Raw genomic sequence first — 15,236 nt, forward strand, 5'->3', positions numbered from 1 at the left:
GAAGGCAGGAACCAGTGGTCAGCAAGGTCGTCGTGGCTGTCGACGGAACGTCCGGATCGGGCAAGTCGAGCACGTCGCGGGGTGCCGCGTCGCGCCTCGGCCTGCGCTACCTCGACACAGGAGCCCAGTTCCGGGCGATGACCTGGTGGATGCTGCAGCACGGAGTCAACATCCACGACCCGCAGGCCGTGGCCGACTCGGCCGGCAAGCCGGACATCGAGTCGGGCACCGATCCGCTCGACCCCACCATCACCGTGGATGGCGACGACGCCTCCATCGCGATCCGTACCGAGCAGGTCACCAACTCGGTGAGCCCGGTCAGCGCCGTACCCGAGGTGCGGGCGCGGTTGCTGGAGCTTCAGCGGGAGATCATCGGCGACGGTGGGATCGTCGTCGAGGGACGCGACATCGGGTCGGTCGTCTGGCCGCGAGCACAGGTGAAGCTCTACATCACCGCGGATCCGGCCGCGCGTGCCGCCCGCCGCGCTGCTGAGGAGGGTGGTTCGGACCTCGGCGCGACCCAGGAGTCGCTCCTGGCCCGCGACAAGATCGACTCGGGTCGCGCGGCGGCCCCCCTGGTGATGGCCGAGGGAGCCCAGCACATCGACACCACGCCGTACTCCCTCGAAGAGGTGATCAGTCAGGTGGTCGCGCTCGTCGAGGCCGCCGGGGTCGATGTCTCGTGACCGACCGTGACTGCCTGCCCGACACCAGCAGTGTCGAATTGCCGCCGACCTTCATGCTCCACAAGCTTCGCCCTCCGGCGCGCCTCCTGATCCGCAGCCGGTTCAAGGTCGCCACCCACGGCATCCACCACGTCCCGGCGAGTGGACCGGTGATCCTGGCCAGCAACCACATCGGACTCGTGGACGGCCCATTGCTGGCGATCTTCAGCCCGCGACCGGTGCACGCCTTGACCAAGCAGGAGATGTTCGAGGGCCGGATGGGCACGTTCCTGCACAAGTCGGGACAGATCAAGCTGAACCGCTTCGGCGCGGACCCGAGCGCGATGAAGACCTGCATCAAGGTGCTCCGTGAGGGTCGCGTCGCCGGGATCTTCCCCGAGGGCACCCGGGGTGCCGGCGACCTGGGACGCTTCCACGGCGGGGCGGCATACCTCGCTCTGGTCAGTGGTGCGCCAGTGGTGCCGGTCACGGTGCTGGGCAGTCGTGAGCCGGGCGGGAGCAGCGGATCGATTCCACGACGTGGAGCGTCGATCGAGATGGTCTACGGTGAACCTTTCCGCACCGAGTCAGTGGCGTGGCCGAGGACACGGGAACAAGTCGTGGAGTCCACGTTGTTGTTGCGGGAGCACATGCTTGCTCAACTGGAGCAGGCCTTGGCCCTGACCGGGCGCCAACTTCCCGGCCCGTTGCCGACAGGGCAGACGAACATCGACAACGACCCACACACCGGTGTGGTCGAACAAGGAGCATGATGAGCGAGTACGACGCACCCTCCGTGGGTGCAGACGCCGGCGACGGTGCCGACCAGGCATTCCTGGGGCCCGTGCCGGTTCTTGCCGTCGTGGGACGCCCCAACGTCGGGAAGTCCACCCTGGTCAACCGCATCATCGGTCGCCGCGAGGCCGTCGTCGAGGACCGGCCGGGCGTGACCCGCGACCGCGTCTCCTATGACGCGTCGTGGAACGGCCGCGCCTTCACCGTCGTCGACACCGGCGGCTGGGACCCCGACGCGCGCGGCTTGGCCGAGCGCATCGCGGCGCAGGCCGAGATCGCGGTCTCGCTGGCCGACGCCGTGCTGTTCGTGGTCGATGCAACGGTGGGCATCACCGACGCCGATGAGGCTGTCGTGAAGATCCTGCGAGCGTCCAAGAAGCCTGTGGTGCTGGCAGCCAACAAGGTCGACGACCAGCGCACCGAGGCAGAGGCCTTCGGCCTCTGGAACCTCGGACTGGGGGAGCCTTACCCGGTTTCAGCCATCCACGGCCGTGGTTCGGGTGACCTGCTCGATGCCTGTCTCAAGGCGCTGCCCGAGACCCCGGAGCAGTCCTACACAGAGGTCGGCGGGCCGCGACGCATCGCCTTGGTCGGCAAGCCCAACGTGGGCAAGTCGTCGCTCCTCAACAAGCTGGCCGGCGAGGACCGTGTCGTCGTGGACAACGTCGCGGGCACCACGGTCGACCCGGTGGACGAGCTGATCACCCTCGGCGGCAAGCCGTGGCGGTTCATCGACACGGCCGGCATCCGCAAGCGGGTCAAGTCGGCGTCTGGCCACGAATACTATGCGTCGCTGCGCACCGCTGGTGCGATCGAGCGTGCCGAGGTCGCGGTACTGGTGGTCGACGGATCACAGAGCCTCTCCGAGCAGGACATCCGGATCATCCAGACGGTTCGTGACTCCGGGCGTGCCCTGGTCATCGCCTTCAACAAGTGGGACCTGGTCGACGAGGAGCGGCGCTACTACCTGGACCGCGAGATCGAGCGTGAGCTCGTCCAGGTGCAGTGGGCGCCCCGGATCAACATCACTGCCCGGACGGGCTGGCACGTGGACCGACTGGTTCCGGCCCTGGATCGCGCCCTCGAGGGCTGGGAGACCCGGGTCTCCACGGGCCAGCTCAACGCTTTCCTCGGTCGCCTGGTGGCAGAGCACCCGCACCCCGTGCGTGGCGGCAAGCAGCCCAAAATTCTCTTCGGCACCCAGGCGCAGACGTCGCCCCCGACCTTCATCCTGTTCACCAGCGGCAAGCTCGATGCCGGCTATGAGCGCTTCATCGAGCGTCGGTTGCGTGAGGAATTCGGGTTCGTGGGCACGCCGATCGAGTTGCAGGTGCGCCCGCGCGAGAAGCGCAAACGCTGATCAGACGCAGCGGGGGGACCCTGATTCCCGGTTTCACCAACCGCTGCGATAGTGTTCACTCGCCTTCGCCGGTGACTTCGGTTACCGAGCCGGAGGCGGCGGGCTGTAGCGCAGCTTGGTAGCGCACTTGACTGGGGGTCAAGGGGTCGCAGGTTCAAATCCTGTCAGCCCGACCGAAGAAGTTGCCCCTGACCTGCGGAAACGCAGGTCAGGGGCAACTTCGTATTTTGAGTCATTTCTGCTTGTGCCGCGGTTTGTGACCCGAAAACCCTCGCGGGGGTGACGCCCTGGGTCACCATGCGCTGAGTGGGAAGGCATTTTTCTTCTGTCCTGCCCCCCGTTTTTCGGTCCATCTTGTGTGTGAGGGCTCGGAACTATGAGAGTCCTTGTGGAGGTGTTTGATGGCGGCAGCGAAGCGGTTCACTACTGAGCAGATCGTGGCGAAGTTGCGCGAGGCGGAGAAGCTTCAGGCGCAGGGGTCGACGATCCCGCAGGTGGTCAAGCGGTTACAGGTCAGTGAGCAGACGTTCTATCGGTGGCGGTCCAAGTACGGGGCGTTGAAGGAGGACGAGGCGCACCGGTTGAAGGCGCTCGAGGCCGAGAACGCCCGTCTGAAGCGGATTGTGGCCGAGCAGGCCTTGGACATCTCGATGTTGAAGGACCTGCAAAAGGGAAACTGGTGAGCCCGGCTCGGCGCCGGGCTGCCACCACGCACTTGGTCCGTAAGTTCAAGGTCTCCGAGCGTCGCGCCTGCAAAGTCACTGGTCAGCATCGCTCGTCCAACCGGTACGTCCCGGTCCCGTCCGACTTCGAGCAGCGGTTGGTTGCGGCGATGAACAAGATCGCTGATCGGTACCCGCGGTTCGGGTATCGCCGGGTCCACGCACTGCTCGTCGCGGACGGCTGGGAGGTCAACGTCAAACGCGTGGAGCGGTTGTGGCGCCGAGAGGGGCTTCGGGTCCCGCCGCCGCGGTCCAAGGCGTCAGGGCAGAAGGCACTGTGAATCGCCCCGGGTCTGATGGAGGCTCTCAATCCTGGGAAGGATGATGAGAGTCATGGCAGCACCGAGGAAGTACAGCGTCGAGCTCCAGCAGCGAGCCACGCGGATGGCGATGGACGCGAGGAAGGACCCGGAGTCGGCGCGTGGGGCGATCAAGCGGGTCGCTGACCAGCTCGGGGTTCACCCCGAGGCGTTGAGAAACTGGGTACGTCAGGGCGAGATCGACGGCGGTGTGCGGCCCGGCACGACCACCGACGATGCGACCAGGCTGGCCGAGCTCGAGCGCGAGGTCCGCGAGCTGCGTCGGGCGAACGAGATCCTGAAGACGAGCGCAGCTTTTTTCGCGGCTGCGGAGCTCGACCGCAGGATCAAGTAGAGGTGCCCACCGCGGTGGTGGTCGACTACATCGACCAGCACCGCGAGGAGTTCGGGGTCGAGCCGATCTGCGCCGTCCTGAAGGACGCCGGCGTCCAGATCGCCCCGAGCACCTACTACGCCGCCAAGACCAGGCCACCGTCCGCACGCGCGGTCCGCGATGCCGAGTTGGTCGTCGACATCAAGACCGCTCACAGGGCGAATCTGGGTGTCTACGGCGTCCGGAAGGTCCACGCCGAGCTCAACCGTGAGGGCGTCAAGGTCGCCCGCTGCACCGTGGAGCGGTTGATGCGAGCCGAGGGCCTGCGCGGGATCCCGCGGGAGAAGACCCGCAAGACCACCATCGGCGACGGAGCGGAGACCGAGCGCCCCGAAGACAAGGTCAACCGGAAGTTCGTCGCCACGGCGCCGAACCAACTGTGGGTGGCCGACCTGACCTACGTCCGCACGCACGCGGGCTGGACCTACGTCGCGTTCGTCCTCGACGTCTTCAGCAGGATGATCGTGGGCTGGCAGGTGTCCACCAGCCTGCGGACCGACTTGGCGTTGGACGCCCTCGACATGGGCCTGTGGGCCCGGCAGCGCGCCGGCCAGGACGTCACCGGCCTGATCCACCACAGCGACAGAGGAGTCCAATATCGAGCGATTCGCTACACCGAGCGGCTCGCAGAAGCCGAGGCCGTCGCATCCGTCGGATCCAAGGGCGACAGCTACGACAACGCGATGGCCGAGGCGCTGAACTCGCTGTTCAAGGCCGAATGCATCCGCAACCCGGTAATGAGGCCCAAGGGCGGCTGGAAGAACGTCGGCGACGTCGAGATCGCCGTTGCCGAATACGTCGACTGGTTCAACCACAGGCGCCTTCACGGCGAGATCGGGCTCGTCCCGCCCGCCGAGTTCGAGGCCAACCACTGGGCGTCACAGCCCGCGAAGCACTACCGTCAGAACCCGGTCCTCACCGAGGTCGGATCCAACTAACCGAGCCTCTACGAAACCCGGGGCGATTCAGGTTCTCTGCCGCCCCTATGCGGGTTGCGGCTCTCGGTTGAGGGCTGCGTAGTGGTGTTGCTCGAACTCCACGGGGCTGATCATGCCAAGGCTTCCGTGGAGCCGTCGCTGGTTGTACCAATCGACCCAGCCGGCGGTGGCGAACTCGACGTCCGCGATCGTCTTGTAGGGGCCGTCGTGGAAGACAGTGGTGCGGATGCACTCGGCTTTGTAGAGCCCGTTGATGGTCTCCATCAGGGCATTGTCGTAGGCGTCGCCAACGGACCCGATCGAGGGCTGGATGCCCTCGAGCTCGAGGTGCTCAGTGAACCGAATTGACGTGTACTGGCTGCCCGCATCCGAGTGATGGATCAGGTCTTCGGGGACCACGGGGTTGCCCTCGTGATCGCGCTGCCAGATCGCCATCCGCAGCGGCGTCATGACCAGGTCGGTGGCCTTCGACGTCGAGGCGTGCCAGGCCACGATCCGCTGGGAGAACACGTCGACGATGAACGCCACGTACCCCCAGGCCGGCGACCAAGTCCTGACGTAGGTGAAGTCGGTGACCCAGACCCGGTTCGGTGCCGGGGCGGTGAAGTCGCGATCGAGCAGGTCACCGGCACGTTTGCCGTCCTTGGCCGGGATGGTGGTCCGGACCCCCTTGTCGCGCCGCACACCGGACAGGCCGAGGGTGCGCATGGCCCGGTCCACGCTGCCCGCAGAGGCCTCGGGCAACCGACGCCGCCGCACGAGCGCGGTCATCTTGCGGCGGCCGTAGAGCCCTTCTGGGGTCAGCTTGGGACGGCCGGTCTTCGGACACGGCGACCAGACCAGATCCCGCACCACGTCGACTACCTCGGCATCGGTCAGGGTGCGTGCCGCGACGCGGCGTTGTGGGCTCTTCCAGGACCGGTAGGTCCGTGCGGCGCTCTGACAGCCCTGCTCGCGCAGCACCCGACAGATCGACTCGACCGCATGTCCCTCGGCACGCATCGTGTCGAGGAAGCCCATCATCAACGGTTGCGGGGGTCGAGCTCCCCCACGAAGAAAGACGTCGCTGCCTTCAAGATCGCGACGTCCTCGCGCAGCCGCCGGTTCTCGGCCTTGAGCCGCTTGATCTCTTCGGACTCCTCGGTCGTGGTGCCCTCACGACGACCAGCATCAACGTCGGCCTGCAAGACCCACCGGCGCACGGACTCCTTGCCCACGCCGAGCTGCTTGGCCACCGCCACCGAGGCGGCCGTCAGATTCGGGTACTCGCCACGATGCTCCAGCACCAGACGAACCGCCCTGGCCTTCAGCTCCTCATCGATCTTCTTCGGCATGCTGCACATCCTCCTGGACTCAAACAGGAGCGGCATCAAACCTGGGGCGCTTCAGTTCGCCGGGGAAACCGAAATCCACACCACCCAGGACACCGGCGACCTCACCGCCCAACGCCACTACTCCCTACCCGGGGGAGTCAGCGGTCTGCGCACCAGCGACACCACACTGGACTTCCTCCTCACCAACCCCGCCGGCACTGACCTGTAACCGGTTCTCCGGACGGTTTCGGTGTGTTGATCATGCCGCCGGGTTAGCGGTCTTGTGAAGGCGTTCGAACTCGACGGGTGATCGGTAGCCGAGCCCTGAGTGCCGTCGGACGGGGTTGTAGAAAGCTTCGATCCACTCGTACATTGCGTTGGCCAGTTCGGCGCGGGTGGCCCAGTAGCGGCGGTCCAGTAGTTCGATCTGCATCGAGCCCCAGAACGATTCCATGAGCGCGTTGTCGTAGGCGCAGGCGACTTTGCCCATCGAGCCCATCAGGCCGGCCTCGCGCAGCCGGTGACCGAAGAGCCACGACGTGTACTGGGCTCCGCGGTCCGAGTGCAGAATCGTTCCGACGGGCTTGCGACGCATCCGGGCCATCTCCAGAGCATCGACAACGAGCTCGGTGCGCAGGTGGTCTGCGATGGACCAGCCCACGACCCGACGGCTGAAGACGTCGAGCACTACTGCGCAGTAGACCCACCCCTCTGTGGTGCGGTGCTGAGTGATGTCCGTGACCCACAGCCGATCCGGTGAATCGGCCGTGAAGTCCCGTTGGACGTGATCGGGCCAGGTCGCCTCAGACCGCTGGGAGTGGCGCCACCTGCGGCGGTGGATACCGGCCAGGCGGTGGCAGGCCATCAGCCGGGCGACCTTCCTTCGACCGACGTGATGGGATCGGCCCAGAACAAGCTCGGCATGAACGCGCCGGACTCCATAGGTCGACCGGGCCGCGGCGTGGACCTCGATGATGACGTCGAGCAGATAGGCATCGGCGACGTCACGGTTCGAAGGTGGCCGCTTGATCCACTCGTAGTAACCCGACGTCGAAACTCCCAGGACCCGGCACGCCACCGCGACGGGGAACCCGTCAGCGGCAAGCTCACGAACGAGCCGGAACCCTATTGTGGGAGCACGTTCTCCCGAGCGAAGTAGGCACTGGCCCGCTTCAGGATCTCGATCTCCATCGCTTGGGTGCGGTTCTCGCGACGAAGGCGGACCAGCTCGGCCCTCTCATCACTCGAGAGGCCCTCGCGTTTGCCCTCGTCGACGTCGGCCTGGGCCATCCAGCGACGAAGGCCTGACTCTGCGATCCCGAGATCTTTCGCGATCTGAGCGATCGGCTTCTCCCGCAACCGTGCGAGCTCGACAGCTCGTCGACGGAACTCCGGGTCCTTGGGTGCCGGCATAGCGGACTCCTCTCCGAGACGATTCTCGCCTCAGTATCGGTGTCCGGGAAACCGGTTACAGGTCAGACCTGGTCCGCGGAGAGGCGGCGCGCTTTCGCGAACGATCCCCGGAACCTTCTCGCGGTCAGCAGCCGGGCGAACTCGAGCTAAGGTGATCGCGGACCGGGGGAGTGGCTTCCCCTCAACGCCAGCTACCGCTGCACATACGGGGCTCGCTACCTCGAGGTCGCCCGCCTCTATGGACTTCCGATCACCTCCGACGATCGTGCGGCGATAGTGATGCTCGCTCGGAGCTGCCCTCTGGCGCTGGACTAGCAACGGGGCGGGAAATGCGCGAGGCCCAGCCTGGGGCTCTGGGGGAAGGGCTGCCAAGATTTGTGAGCAGCAATGACTACGGACCCGGCGCTATTGAGGCGCCGGGTCCGTCCGCCCGTAAGGGCTGAGCGTCAGCTTGTCGTCCAGACCTTGTAGCCGAAGTCGATGAAGGTGTGTACGGGAGAAAAGGCTGCGTTGCCCTCACCGTCGGTGCCGTGGTGCACGCCGTAGGCGTGGTAGCCCCAGTACCAGGGTCCACCGCTGTCTCCGGGGGCGTGGGCGGCGTCGGACACCACCTGGTTTGCTGCCGTGGGCGCGTCATCATTGGTCTCGGTGACGATCCCGCATGCACGTCCGCTGGTGCGCCCGTAGTGGCAGACGCTGGTGTTCAGGCTCGGCCGGCCTGCCGCAGCGGTATGGGCCTGGCGCTTGTTGCCGCCGTCGAAGTAGAACGACGCAGACGGGGTGAATGTCCCGGAGCTGGCTAGAGCGATGTCGGGGTCGGCGAAGCTCCAGCGCGAGAAGGTGTACGACACCGCAGTGGAATCGAGGCCGTCCGATCCGTGCAATCGGTAGTAGGTTGTCGTTTTTCCATCCGCGCAGTGTCCTGCGGTTGAAATTCGCTTCAGGCCGTCGCTGATTTTCCGCATTACGAACGCGTTGGTGCAGTATGGAGAACCGTTCGGCGAGTTCACCATGTAGGCGCCGCCTCGCAGGGTGCTGTCCTCGATGTCATCTTCCACGAATGGAACGCGCTCTACGCGAATGCTGGTGTTCGGGGCCGCCCGCTCCGCGGTGGATCGCAGCTGGTCATCAGGGGCTGGGTTGTTCGGCTGGACCTGGATGGCGATGGTTTGGCTTACCGAGTCGAAAGACAGCAAGGCTTTGTGTTTTTCAGTTGAGACGGCGGCTCGTACTTTGTCCAGGGTGGGGTCGATGAGTGCCTCGGGAAGCAGGTCGCCGGCCTCGACCGTGACGTCGCCCGGGAGGGTCCGGATGAGAGCGAGCGCGCTGTCAGGGATGCTGTCATTGAAGCCCATCCAGGCGGTCTCGCCCTTGTCGCGGTACCTCATGCCAGCGTAGGACTCGGGGTACTTCTCGAGCAGCGTCCACGACGCGAGCTGGAAGTCGTATTGACTGCCGTACCGCAAGACGGCGTCTTCGACGGGAATCGGGTCTGCTGCACGAACTGGTGACAGTGGTTAGTCACGCAGCCTGAGTGGCTGGCGTGGTCATGATCGTCTCGAACTCGATCGGGGTCAATCGGCCGAGGCCGTCTTGTCTGCGACGTCGGTGGTAGGTGCGTTCGATCCAGGTGACGATGGCGATCCGCAGGTCTTCGCGCGTGGCCCAGGCGCGGCGGTCGAGGACGTTCTTCTGGAGCAGTGAGAAGAAGCTCTCCATGGCTGCGTTGTCCCCGGCAGCACCGACGCGGCCCATCGATCCGACCATCTCGTGACGGCCCAGAGCGCGGACGAACTTCCTGCTTCGAAATTGAGATCCACGATCCGTGTGGACCACACAGCCGGCGACGTCGCCGCGCCTGGCCGCGGCGTTGTTGAGTGCCGCGACCGCGAGTCGGGACTTCATCCGTGAGTCGATGGAGTAGCCCACGATCCGGTTGGAGAAGACGTCCTTGAACGCGCAGACGTAGAGCTTTCCTTCACCGGTCCAGTGCTCCGTGATGTCGCCAATCCAGAGCTCGTTGGCGGCGTCGGCTTTGAACTCGTGCCGGGTCCGGCCCTTCTCGTCGGTGACGGCGCAGAGGTCGTCGTGGACCGGCGGGCCGGGCTTCTTGCCGTTCTTGTCGCGCTTCTTCCCGAACGCGCTCCACCAGCCGTTGGTCGAGCAGATCCGCCATGCAGTCCGCGCTGCCATCGGCTCGCCGGCGTCGCGGGCCTCGTCGAGCAGGTATCGGTAGCCGAACTCGGGGTCGTCCTTGTGGGCGTCGAACAGCGCGTTGGCGCGGTAGGCCTCGTCGAGTTCGGTGTCGGTGACCGGGTTGGCGAGCCAGCGGTAGTAGGGCTGGCGAGCGATCTTGAGCACCCGGCACGTCACCGTGACGGGGATTCCGTCAGCGGCGAGGTCACGGACGAGCGGGTAGCTCATTTTCCCGGCAGATGAGCCTGCGAGAAGTAGGCCGCGGCCCGCCGTAGGACCTCGACTTCTTGTTCGAGGGTCTTGATCCGACGCTTGGCTTCACGGAGCTCGGCTGACTGCACCGCGGTCGTGCCGGGCCGCTCGCCGTCTTCGATATCGGCCTTCTTCATCCACGAGTACAGGGTCGTGAAGTGGATCCCGAAGTCCTTCGCGATCTGGGAGAGCTCGACACCTGGCTCACGGTTCCTAGCGACGCGCACGACGTCGTCACGAAACTCCTTGGGGTATGGCTTGGACACAGTGAACATCCTTCCAGTCCAACCACTTGGGTTAGACAGATCGGTTGTCACCTATTCGTGCAGCAGACCCATCTTCAGGTCTTCCGCTACTCCGAGGAGGTCAGTCAACGTCGCCACGTCGAGATCGTCGAGGACGGGCTCGCTGCTGCTCTGCACAGTAGGCCCCTCGCTCTGGCTATCCAGCCAGTTCTGGACAGCCCCCAGGTCAGTGAGCCCTGCGGTCTTGCCGCGCTCCAGAAGCTTCTCCAGCTCCGGGCGCTGCTTCTCTTTGCCATCGATGTGGATCACTGGAGCTTCGGGGTCCGCCGAAGACGTGGGGGTGGACGAGGTCGCAGATGTTTGATTGAGACAGACTGCTGCAACCGCAGCAGCCGTGACGAAGGCGCGGAGTTTGTTCCGAGTCGCTCGTGTCATGGTGTCACTGAACACCATCTCGGCCTGGCCCGGGCTGATTTGGAATAACGAATGGAACCGGTTGTGCCTCTGAGACGTGTACCTCTTGTGACAGTGGATGAGGATGACACCTTCGCGGCCTTCTACGCGGCGACCTACGCCAGGTCGGTGGGCCGGTTGACGCTTGTCGCTGGCAGCCGTGGTGTCGCAGAGGATGCCGTTCAAGAGGCCTTCGTTCGCTTGCTACCAAAATGGTCGCGTGTCAGCAGATACGAAGACCCCTCAGCCTGGGTTAGACGGGTGGCGTACAACATCCTGATTGATCGCCAACGCGCCCGCGGACGAGCGAGTCGCCTTTTAGAGAGAATTTCGAGCCGCGAAGCAACTCAGTACCACGACGATTATCCGTCCCTCGATGGGTTTGACGATGCGCTAGCGCAGCTATCGATCACGCATCGTCAGGTGCTGATCTTGTATTTCGTCGAAGATTTGAGTGTCGATCAGATTGCGACCGAATTGATGGTCCCTTCCGGAACAGTGAAATCACGGCTTAGCCGTGCCCGCGCAGCAATTGAAGAGTTCCTAGTGCGAAATGAGAAGTCATGAGTGAGATCAGCGACCTGCTCCGCGGCCGGGTAGCGCGCGACACCGCGTCCGTGCCTGTTGCCCCGAGCGTCTCTACCCTCCGGGGGAGAGCTTCACGTCGTCGCGCACGCCGCGTCGTACTGACATCGAGCCTGGTGGTCGGCGTCGTAGCCGTTGCTGCCGTCGCTGGGAGTACCTTCCTGCCGTCGAACGAGGAGCTCAGCCCTGCCGAGGGATCCGCCGCGGAAGGGTTTGATCTGCCGTCGACCGATGATGGCGGCGATCTGGAGGCCCTCGCCACCGGAGTTCTGTCCTTCACCGTCAGCGATTGTCCGTATTTGGTGACCGAGCAGGGGACGAAGACCGCGCTCAACGTCTTTGCGCGCGCCGCGCATGGAATGCGCGATGAGTCGGGACGTCGGTACATAGTCGGAGCCGACGGTGTTACCTGGGGCGTCGAGGGCGACATCGTGCAACTCGGCGGAGGGCCGCCCGCTCCGGGCGAGAGCGGATTTGTCAACTGCGGAGTCGACGCACCCACTCAGTTTGTAGCTACGAACGTGGGCTAGGCGACTCGGGACGGCATCCCCCCCTTCGCTTTAGGGAAACCTCTCGTTAGCGCTAGTTTTTCCTAAAGGTGGTGAGTATGGATATCGCAGTCAAGGAAGCAGCGCAACGTCTTGGGGTGAGTGAGTCGCGCATTCGGCAACTGCTGGTTGCCGGTGACCTGCACGGGCGCCGCATGGGTCGCGCCTGGCTGATTGACAGCGATGACGTTGCCCGACTCCAAGGCCAGCAGCGGCGACCTGGCCGACCTGTGGGACCAAGCGTGCGTGGGCAATTGTTGATCTCCTGAGCGGTGGCCGTGGCCCCTTGGCTGTCGTACTCCGAACGCAGCCAGGTCCGCTCCTACGCGGCCCGACTGGACGAGCCGAGGGGACTGCTGCACGGATAGGTGACAACCTGACGTGCCCCACTGGCGTGCCCCACCGTTTGGGTTCCAGAGTCGGTGGGTTATTGGTATTAGTGACCTACTGGGGCTGCGAATGAGATTCGAGCCGTGCCGCGTTTATGGCCCGAAAACGTGGGCGCGCGGGCGCTAGCAAGGTCAAAAGAGATCAAGGTGAGCGGGGGCTGGAGCGACCGTTGGGTGGCGTTTGCGCAGGTCAGGACCCTATTGGTCAAAACTCAGCAAAGCGGTGACGCGGGACGGTTGTCACAGCACTGGGGGCAAGGGGTCGCAGGTTCAAATCCTGTCAGCCCGACCGAAAAGAATGCCCCTGACCTGCGGAAACGCAGGTCAGGGGCATTTTGTGATTTTGAGTCATTTCGGCTTGTGCCGCGGTTTGTGACCCAAAAACCCTTGCGCGGGTGACGCACAGTGGGGCACTGGCTGGGCGGCGAGATGTGGGCACGTGGATGCCGCGTTGGGCTCGAGGCAGCGCGGTGACGTCAGCTTTGGTGAGCATTGTTCAGCCCCTGCAGATCTCAGGCGCAAACAGTGGCGTCCACACCGGCGAGGTCCGGGTGGTCTATGACCGGGTATGCGCAGAGGTCCCCCTGACCGCGACCAACATCAACGCGGTGGTCTCTGGCGACTCGGATGCCACGGTCGCGCAGCCGAACGTCTCTTGTCCCGAGAGCGGCGACTACGTGGCGCTCGGAGTGCACTCGCGTTCGCCTCCCGGCGCGAACACGCGGTTCTCGCGGGCGGCGATCATCGCCAACGAACTCGGTGGATACCCCGCCCCGTGGTTCGAATGACCAGGACGGGTTCGTTTTTGGAGGAAGTCGGTTGTCTTGTTGATCGGATATCAGCGGGCGTCGGGGGGCAGGACACCCCCATATCTGTCGGACCGTCAGATACTTCTGGGCCAGCTCCTGAAGCCTTGCGGTGCGGGCCAGCGCTGGGGCCGGAGGCCTCGGCTCGACGGTGAACCAGCTCGCCAAACACCTAGGAGCCCACCTTTCCACCACGGCCAGTACCAAGGACCTCGACCGCGTCATGGAGTTGGGCGCCGACGAGGCCGTGGATTACACCCAACAGGACTTCTCTGACGCGCTGAGCGGCTTCGACGTCGTCGTCGACTACCTCGGCGGGAAGAATCTAGACAAGTCGCTCGCCGTCCTCACGCCGGGCGGTTTGGCGATCAGCATGGTGGGCCCGCCCGATCCAAGCTTCGCCGCCCAGCTCGGCAAGCCCGTGCTCAAGCCAGTGATGGCCTTGGTGAGCCGCAAGGTACGCGCCAAGGCCAAGAAACACGGTGTCCGCTACGCGTTCTTATTCGTGCAGGGCAACGGCGACCAAGGACTGAGTCAGGGCCGATTCTGCATTTGATCCCGGAACGCGCCTTGCGTCGGATCCTCCTGACAGGTTGCGCTCGTCGGCACATGACTGGCTGCGCGCACTTCGACAGTGCTGTTGAAGTCCCCGAGGCACATTCACTCTCGCGACGTCCTCAGGTGTCGCCGTCGTTGAGTTCTGCTTGCGTCGGTGGTTCGTCAGGTGTCTGCGTCGACTCACGTCGTGTGCTCTCCGGATCGGCGGTGCGCTCCTCGGACTCCTCGAGGATCGTTTCGGCCTGGGCACGGGGATCCTCCGACCCAGCGGCCTTCTCCTCCGGCAGCAACTCGGCGCGGGTGTCGACTCGGTCGTCCTCGGATGGCTTGATCATCCGTCAAACCTAACAAGAGCTCGCGATCTACTCACGCGTTCCGAAGCGGACCCGCGCTGGCCTCGGACGCCTCGGATACGCGTCGACGAAGATCTCGCACCTCTTGCTCGAGCTCCAGCACCCGCTCGATGCCGGCGAGGTTGAGGCCCTCTTCGAGCAACTCGCGGATTCGCACCAGGCACTCGACGTCTGCGGAGCTGTAGCGGCGTGTGCCGCCTGATGTCCTGGCTGGCTCGATGAGGCCTCGACGTTCGTAGACGCGCAGGTTCTGAATCTGCATGCCGGCCAGGTCGGCCGCCACCGAGATGGTGAACACTGCGAGGTGAGATTGGGGCATTGCCATTGGACCTCCTTGCCCAAACATAAGCCACGTGCTATATAAAACCTATCACCGCCATTACAGGTATGGCGGTGAACAAGAGACAGAGGAGGACCCCATGATGTTGATTCGAAACACTGACCCATTCCGCGAATTCGACCGTCTCACCCAGCAGCTCATGGGCAGCACGAACCGTCCTGCCGTGATGCCGTTGGATGCCTGGCGTGAAGGAGAGACGTTCGTCCTCGAGTTCGACCTTCCCGGAGTGAACATCGACTCCATCGACCTGGACGTCGAGCGCAACGTGCTCACCGTCCGCGCCGAGCGGCCGGCGCGCAACGGCGACTGGGAGATGCTCGCCTCCGAACGCAGCAAGGGCGCCTTCAGTCGCCAGCTGGTGTTGGGTGACAACCTGGACCTCGACCGAATCGAGGCGTCCTATGACGCCGGCGTGCTCCGCCTCACCATCCCGGTGGCTGAGAAGGCGCGTCCCCGCAAGATCCAGATCTCATCGGTCAGCCAAGGCGAGGAGCGCACTGCCATCGAGGCCTGACGGCCGATCTGCCGGGCGCATCGTGGGGTCGCGGCCCTCGGGCTGCGACCCCACGTCGTCCCCGCACATTTGCCAGGGGACCACGCGACGAGGTCCCC

General features: G+C 64.8%; 21 protein-coding genes, 1 tRNA gene and 2 other annotated features. Of the genes, 14 read left to right on the forward strand and 8 right to left on the reverse strand.

Annotation, left to right across the window (positions count from 1 at the left end):
* Positions 1–14: 14 nt before the first annotated feature.
* The 7 genes from cmk (at position 15) to BJ980_RS02125 (ending at position 5,173) form a co-directional block, all read left to right on the forward strand.
* On the forward strand, positions 15–686 hold the full coding sequence (gene cmk / locus BJ980_RS02095) for a (d)CMP kinase (protein ID WP_179500765.1): 672 nt from the start codon (positions 15–17) through the stop codon (positions 684–686).
* Positions 683–1,438, forward strand: coding sequence for a lysophospholipid acyltransferase family protein (locus tag BJ980_RS02100; protein ID WP_343047644.1), 756 nt, complete (start codon positions 683–685; stop codon positions 1,436–1,438). The genes cmk and BJ980_RS02100 overlap by 4 nt, the downstream gene beginning before the upstream one ends.
* Positions 1,438–2,820, forward strand: coding sequence for a ribosome biogenesis GTPase Der (der, locus tag BJ980_RS02105; RefSeq protein WP_218855384.1), 1,383 nt, complete (start codon positions 1,438–1,440; stop codon positions 2,818–2,820). Before BJ980_RS02100 ends, der begins: the two co-directional genes overlap by 1 nt.
* A gap of 99 nt (positions 2,821–2,919) precedes the next feature.
* Positions 2,920–2,993 (forward strand) — tRNA-Pro (locus BJ980_RS02110).
* A gap of 228 nt (positions 2,994–3,221) precedes the next feature.
* A complete protein-coding gene (locus tag BJ980_RS02115) occupies positions 3,222–3,503 on the forward strand; it encodes a transposase (RefSeq protein ID WP_179500766.1) in 282 nt (93 codons plus the stop codon).
* A complete protein-coding gene (locus BJ980_RS19385) occupies positions 3,500–3,823 on the forward strand; it encodes an IS3 family transposase (RefSeq protein ID WP_179500767.1) in 324 nt (107 codons plus the stop codon). Before BJ980_RS02115 ends, BJ980_RS19385 begins: the two co-directional genes overlap by 4 nt.
* A 52-nt stretch (positions 3,824–3,875) precedes the next feature.
* Positions 3,876–5,173, forward strand: a protein-coding gene (locus tag BJ980_RS02125) for an IS3 family transposase (RefSeq protein WP_246279909.1) whose coding sequence is annotated in 2 segments (ribosomal slippage) — positions 3,876–4,170 and positions 4,170–5,173 — 1,299 coding nt in all. Because the reading frame shifts where the segments join, the coding sequence is not laid out codon by codon here.
* Positions 4,154–4,303: a sequence feature (AL1L pseudoknot), on the forward strand. Its footprint overlaps the gene before it by 150 nt.
* 45 nt (positions 5,174–5,218) lie before the next feature.
* Here the strand turns inward: BJ980_RS02125 and BJ980_RS02130 are convergent.
* A protein-coding gene (locus tag BJ980_RS02130) for an IS3 family transposase (RefSeq protein WP_179500768.1) occupies positions 5,219–6,507 on the reverse strand; the annotation gives its coding sequence in 2 pieces (ribosomal slippage) (positions 5,219–6,234 and positions 6,234–6,507; 1,290 coding nt in all).
* Positions 6,104–6,238: a sequence feature (AL1L pseudoknot), on the reverse strand. (Overlaps the previous gene by 135 nt.)
* Between BJ980_RS02130 and BJ980_RS02135 the strand changes: the two genes are divergently transcribed.
* The gene (locus tag BJ980_RS02135) at positions 6,506–6,715 is read left to right on the forward strand and encodes a hypothetical protein (protein WP_179500769.1); all 210 of its coding nucleotides are present in this window, start codon (positions 6,506–6,508) and stop codon (positions 6,713–6,715) included. The two genes, BJ980_RS02130 and BJ980_RS02135, sit on opposite strands and share 2 nt — an antisense overlap.
* A 30-nt stretch (positions 6,716–6,745) precedes the next feature.
* Here the strand turns inward: BJ980_RS02135 and BJ980_RS02140 are convergent, their stop codons facing one another.
* From BJ980_RS02140 to BJ980_RS02160, 5 genes are all read right to left on the reverse strand, one after another.
* Positions 6,746–7,615, reverse strand: coding sequence for an IS3 family transposase (locus tag BJ980_RS02140; RefSeq protein ID WP_179503708.1), 870 nt, complete (start codon positions 7,613–7,615; stop codon positions 6,746–6,748).
* The gene (locus BJ980_RS02145) at positions 7,612–7,899 is read right to left on the reverse strand and encodes a transposase (protein WP_179500770.1); all 288 of its coding nucleotides are present in this window, start codon (positions 7,897–7,899) and stop codon (positions 7,612–7,614) included. The genes BJ980_RS02140 and BJ980_RS02145 overlap by 4 nt, the downstream gene beginning before the upstream one ends.
* Before the next feature lie 446 nt (positions 7,900–8,345).
* On the reverse strand, positions 8,346–9,365 hold the full coding sequence (locus BJ980_RS02150) for a S1 family peptidase (protein ID WP_179500771.1): 1,020 nt from the start codon (positions 9,363–9,365) through the stop codon (positions 8,346–8,348).
* Between the two features lie 55 nt (positions 9,366–9,420).
* Positions 9,421–10,613, reverse strand: a protein-coding gene (locus tag BJ980_RS02155; protein WP_425490271.1) for an IS3 family transposase whose coding sequence is annotated in 2 segments (ribosomal slippage) — positions 9,421–10,326 and positions 10,329–10,613 — 1,191 coding nt in all. Because the reading frame shifts where the segments join, the coding sequence is not laid out codon by codon here.
* A gap of 51 nt (positions 10,614–10,664) precedes the next feature.
* A complete protein-coding gene (locus tag BJ980_RS02160; RefSeq protein WP_179500396.1) occupies positions 10,665–11,231 on the reverse strand; it encodes a hypothetical protein in 567 nt (188 codons plus the stop codon).
* Between BJ980_RS02160 and BJ980_RS02165 the strand changes: the two genes are divergently transcribed.
* From BJ980_RS02165 to BJ980_RS02185, 5 genes are all read left to right on the forward strand, one after another.
* Complete coding sequence (locus BJ980_RS02165) at positions 11,175–11,612, forward strand: RNA polymerase sigma factor (protein ID WP_343047896.1); 438 nt, start codon at positions 11,175–11,177, stop codon at positions 11,610–11,612. The two genes, BJ980_RS02160 and BJ980_RS02165, sit on opposite strands and share 57 nt — an antisense overlap.
* Positions 11,609–12,160, forward strand: a complete 552-nt coding sequence (locus BJ980_RS02170; protein ID WP_179500774.1) for a hypothetical protein — start codon at positions 11,609–11,611, stop codon at positions 12,158–12,160. Before BJ980_RS02165 ends, BJ980_RS02170 begins: the two co-directional genes overlap by 4 nt.
* 77 nt (positions 12,161–12,237) lie before the next feature.
* Positions 12,238–12,447 (forward strand): helix-turn-helix domain-containing protein, encoded by a 210-nt coding sequence (locus tag BJ980_RS19555; RefSeq protein WP_179500775.1) that lies wholly within the window; start codon positions 12,238–12,240, stop codon positions 12,445–12,447.
* Between the two features lie 605 nt (positions 12,448–13,052).
* Positions 13,053–13,355, forward strand: coding sequence for a hypothetical protein (locus tag BJ980_RS02180; protein WP_179500776.1), 303 nt, complete (start codon positions 13,053–13,055; stop codon positions 13,353–13,355).
* A gap of 169 nt (positions 13,356–13,524) precedes the next feature.
* Positions 13,525–13,929 carry a zinc-binding dehydrogenase gene (locus BJ980_RS02185; RefSeq protein WP_425490272.1) on the forward strand — a complete coding sequence of 135 codons (405 nt, stop codon included), beginning with the start codon at positions 13,525–13,527 and terminating at the stop codon, positions 13,927–13,929.
* Positions 13,930–14,050: 121 nt separating this feature from the next.
* Here the strand turns inward: BJ980_RS02185 and BJ980_RS02190 are convergent, their stop codons facing one another.
* Positions 14,051–14,266, reverse strand: coding sequence for a hypothetical protein (locus tag BJ980_RS02190; RefSeq protein WP_179500778.1), 216 nt, complete (start codon positions 14,264–14,266; stop codon positions 14,051–14,053).
* Positions 14,267–14,297: 31 nt separating this feature from the next.
* On the reverse strand, positions 14,298–14,609 hold the full coding sequence (locus BJ980_RS02195) for a heat shock protein transcriptional repressor HspR (RefSeq protein ID WP_179500779.1): 312 nt from the start codon (positions 14,607–14,609) through the stop codon (positions 14,298–14,300).
* Between the two features lie 97 nt (positions 14,610–14,706).
* On the opposite strand from BJ980_RS02195, the gene BJ980_RS02200 reads away from it, so the two are divergent.
* Positions 14,707–15,138 carry an Hsp20/alpha crystallin family protein gene (locus tag BJ980_RS02200; RefSeq protein ID WP_179503709.1) on the forward strand — a complete coding sequence of 144 codons (432 nt, stop codon included), beginning with the start codon at positions 14,707–14,709 and terminating at the stop codon, positions 15,136–15,138.
* Positions 15,139–15,236: the final 98 nt, after the last annotated feature.

Source organism: Nocardioides daedukensis (genome assembly GCF_013408415.1).
Taxonomy (GTDB): Bacteria; Actinomycetota; Actinomycetes; order Propionibacteriales; family Nocardioidaceae; genus Nocardioides; species Nocardioides daedukensis.

What these genes read in the sequence shown, in the direction of transcription:
- der (WP_218855384.1), top strand. Translation starts at nt 1,438, where the DNA reads ATGAGCGAGTACGACGCACCCTCCGTGGGTGCAGACGCCGGCGACGGT.
- BJ980_RS02115 (WP_179500766.1), top strand. Translation starts at nt 3,222, where the DNA reads ATGGCGGCAGCGAAGCGGTTCACTACTGAGCAGATCGTGGCGAAGTTG.
- BJ980_RS02135 (WP_179500769.1), top strand. Translation starts at nt 6,506, where the DNA reads ATGCTGCACATCCTCCTGGACTCAAACAGGAGCGGCATCAAACCTGGG.
- BJ980_RS02145 (WP_179500770.1), bottom strand. Translation starts at nt 7,899, where the DNA reads ATGCCGGCACCCAAGGACCCGGAGTTCCGTCGACGAGCTGTCGAGCTC.
- BJ980_RS02170 (WP_179500774.1), top strand. Translation starts at nt 11,609, where the DNA reads ATGAGTGAGATCAGCGACCTGCTCCGCGGCCGGGTAGCGCGCGACACC.
- BJ980_RS19555 (WP_179500775.1), top strand. Translation starts at nt 12,238, where the DNA reads ATGGATATCGCAGTCAAGGAAGCAGCGCAACGTCTTGGGGTGAGTGAG.
- BJ980_RS02190 (WP_179500778.1), bottom strand. Translation starts at nt 14,266, where the DNA reads ATGATCAAGCCATCCGAGGACGACCGAGTCGACACCCGCGCCGAGTTG.
- BJ980_RS02195 (WP_179500779.1), bottom strand. Translation starts at nt 14,609, where the DNA reads ATGGCAATGCCCCAATCTCACCTCGCAGTGTTCACCATCTCGGTGGCG.
- BJ980_RS02200 (WP_179503709.1), top strand. Translation starts at nt 14,707, where the DNA reads ATGTTGATTCGAAACACTGACCCATTCCGCGAATTCGACCGTCTCACC.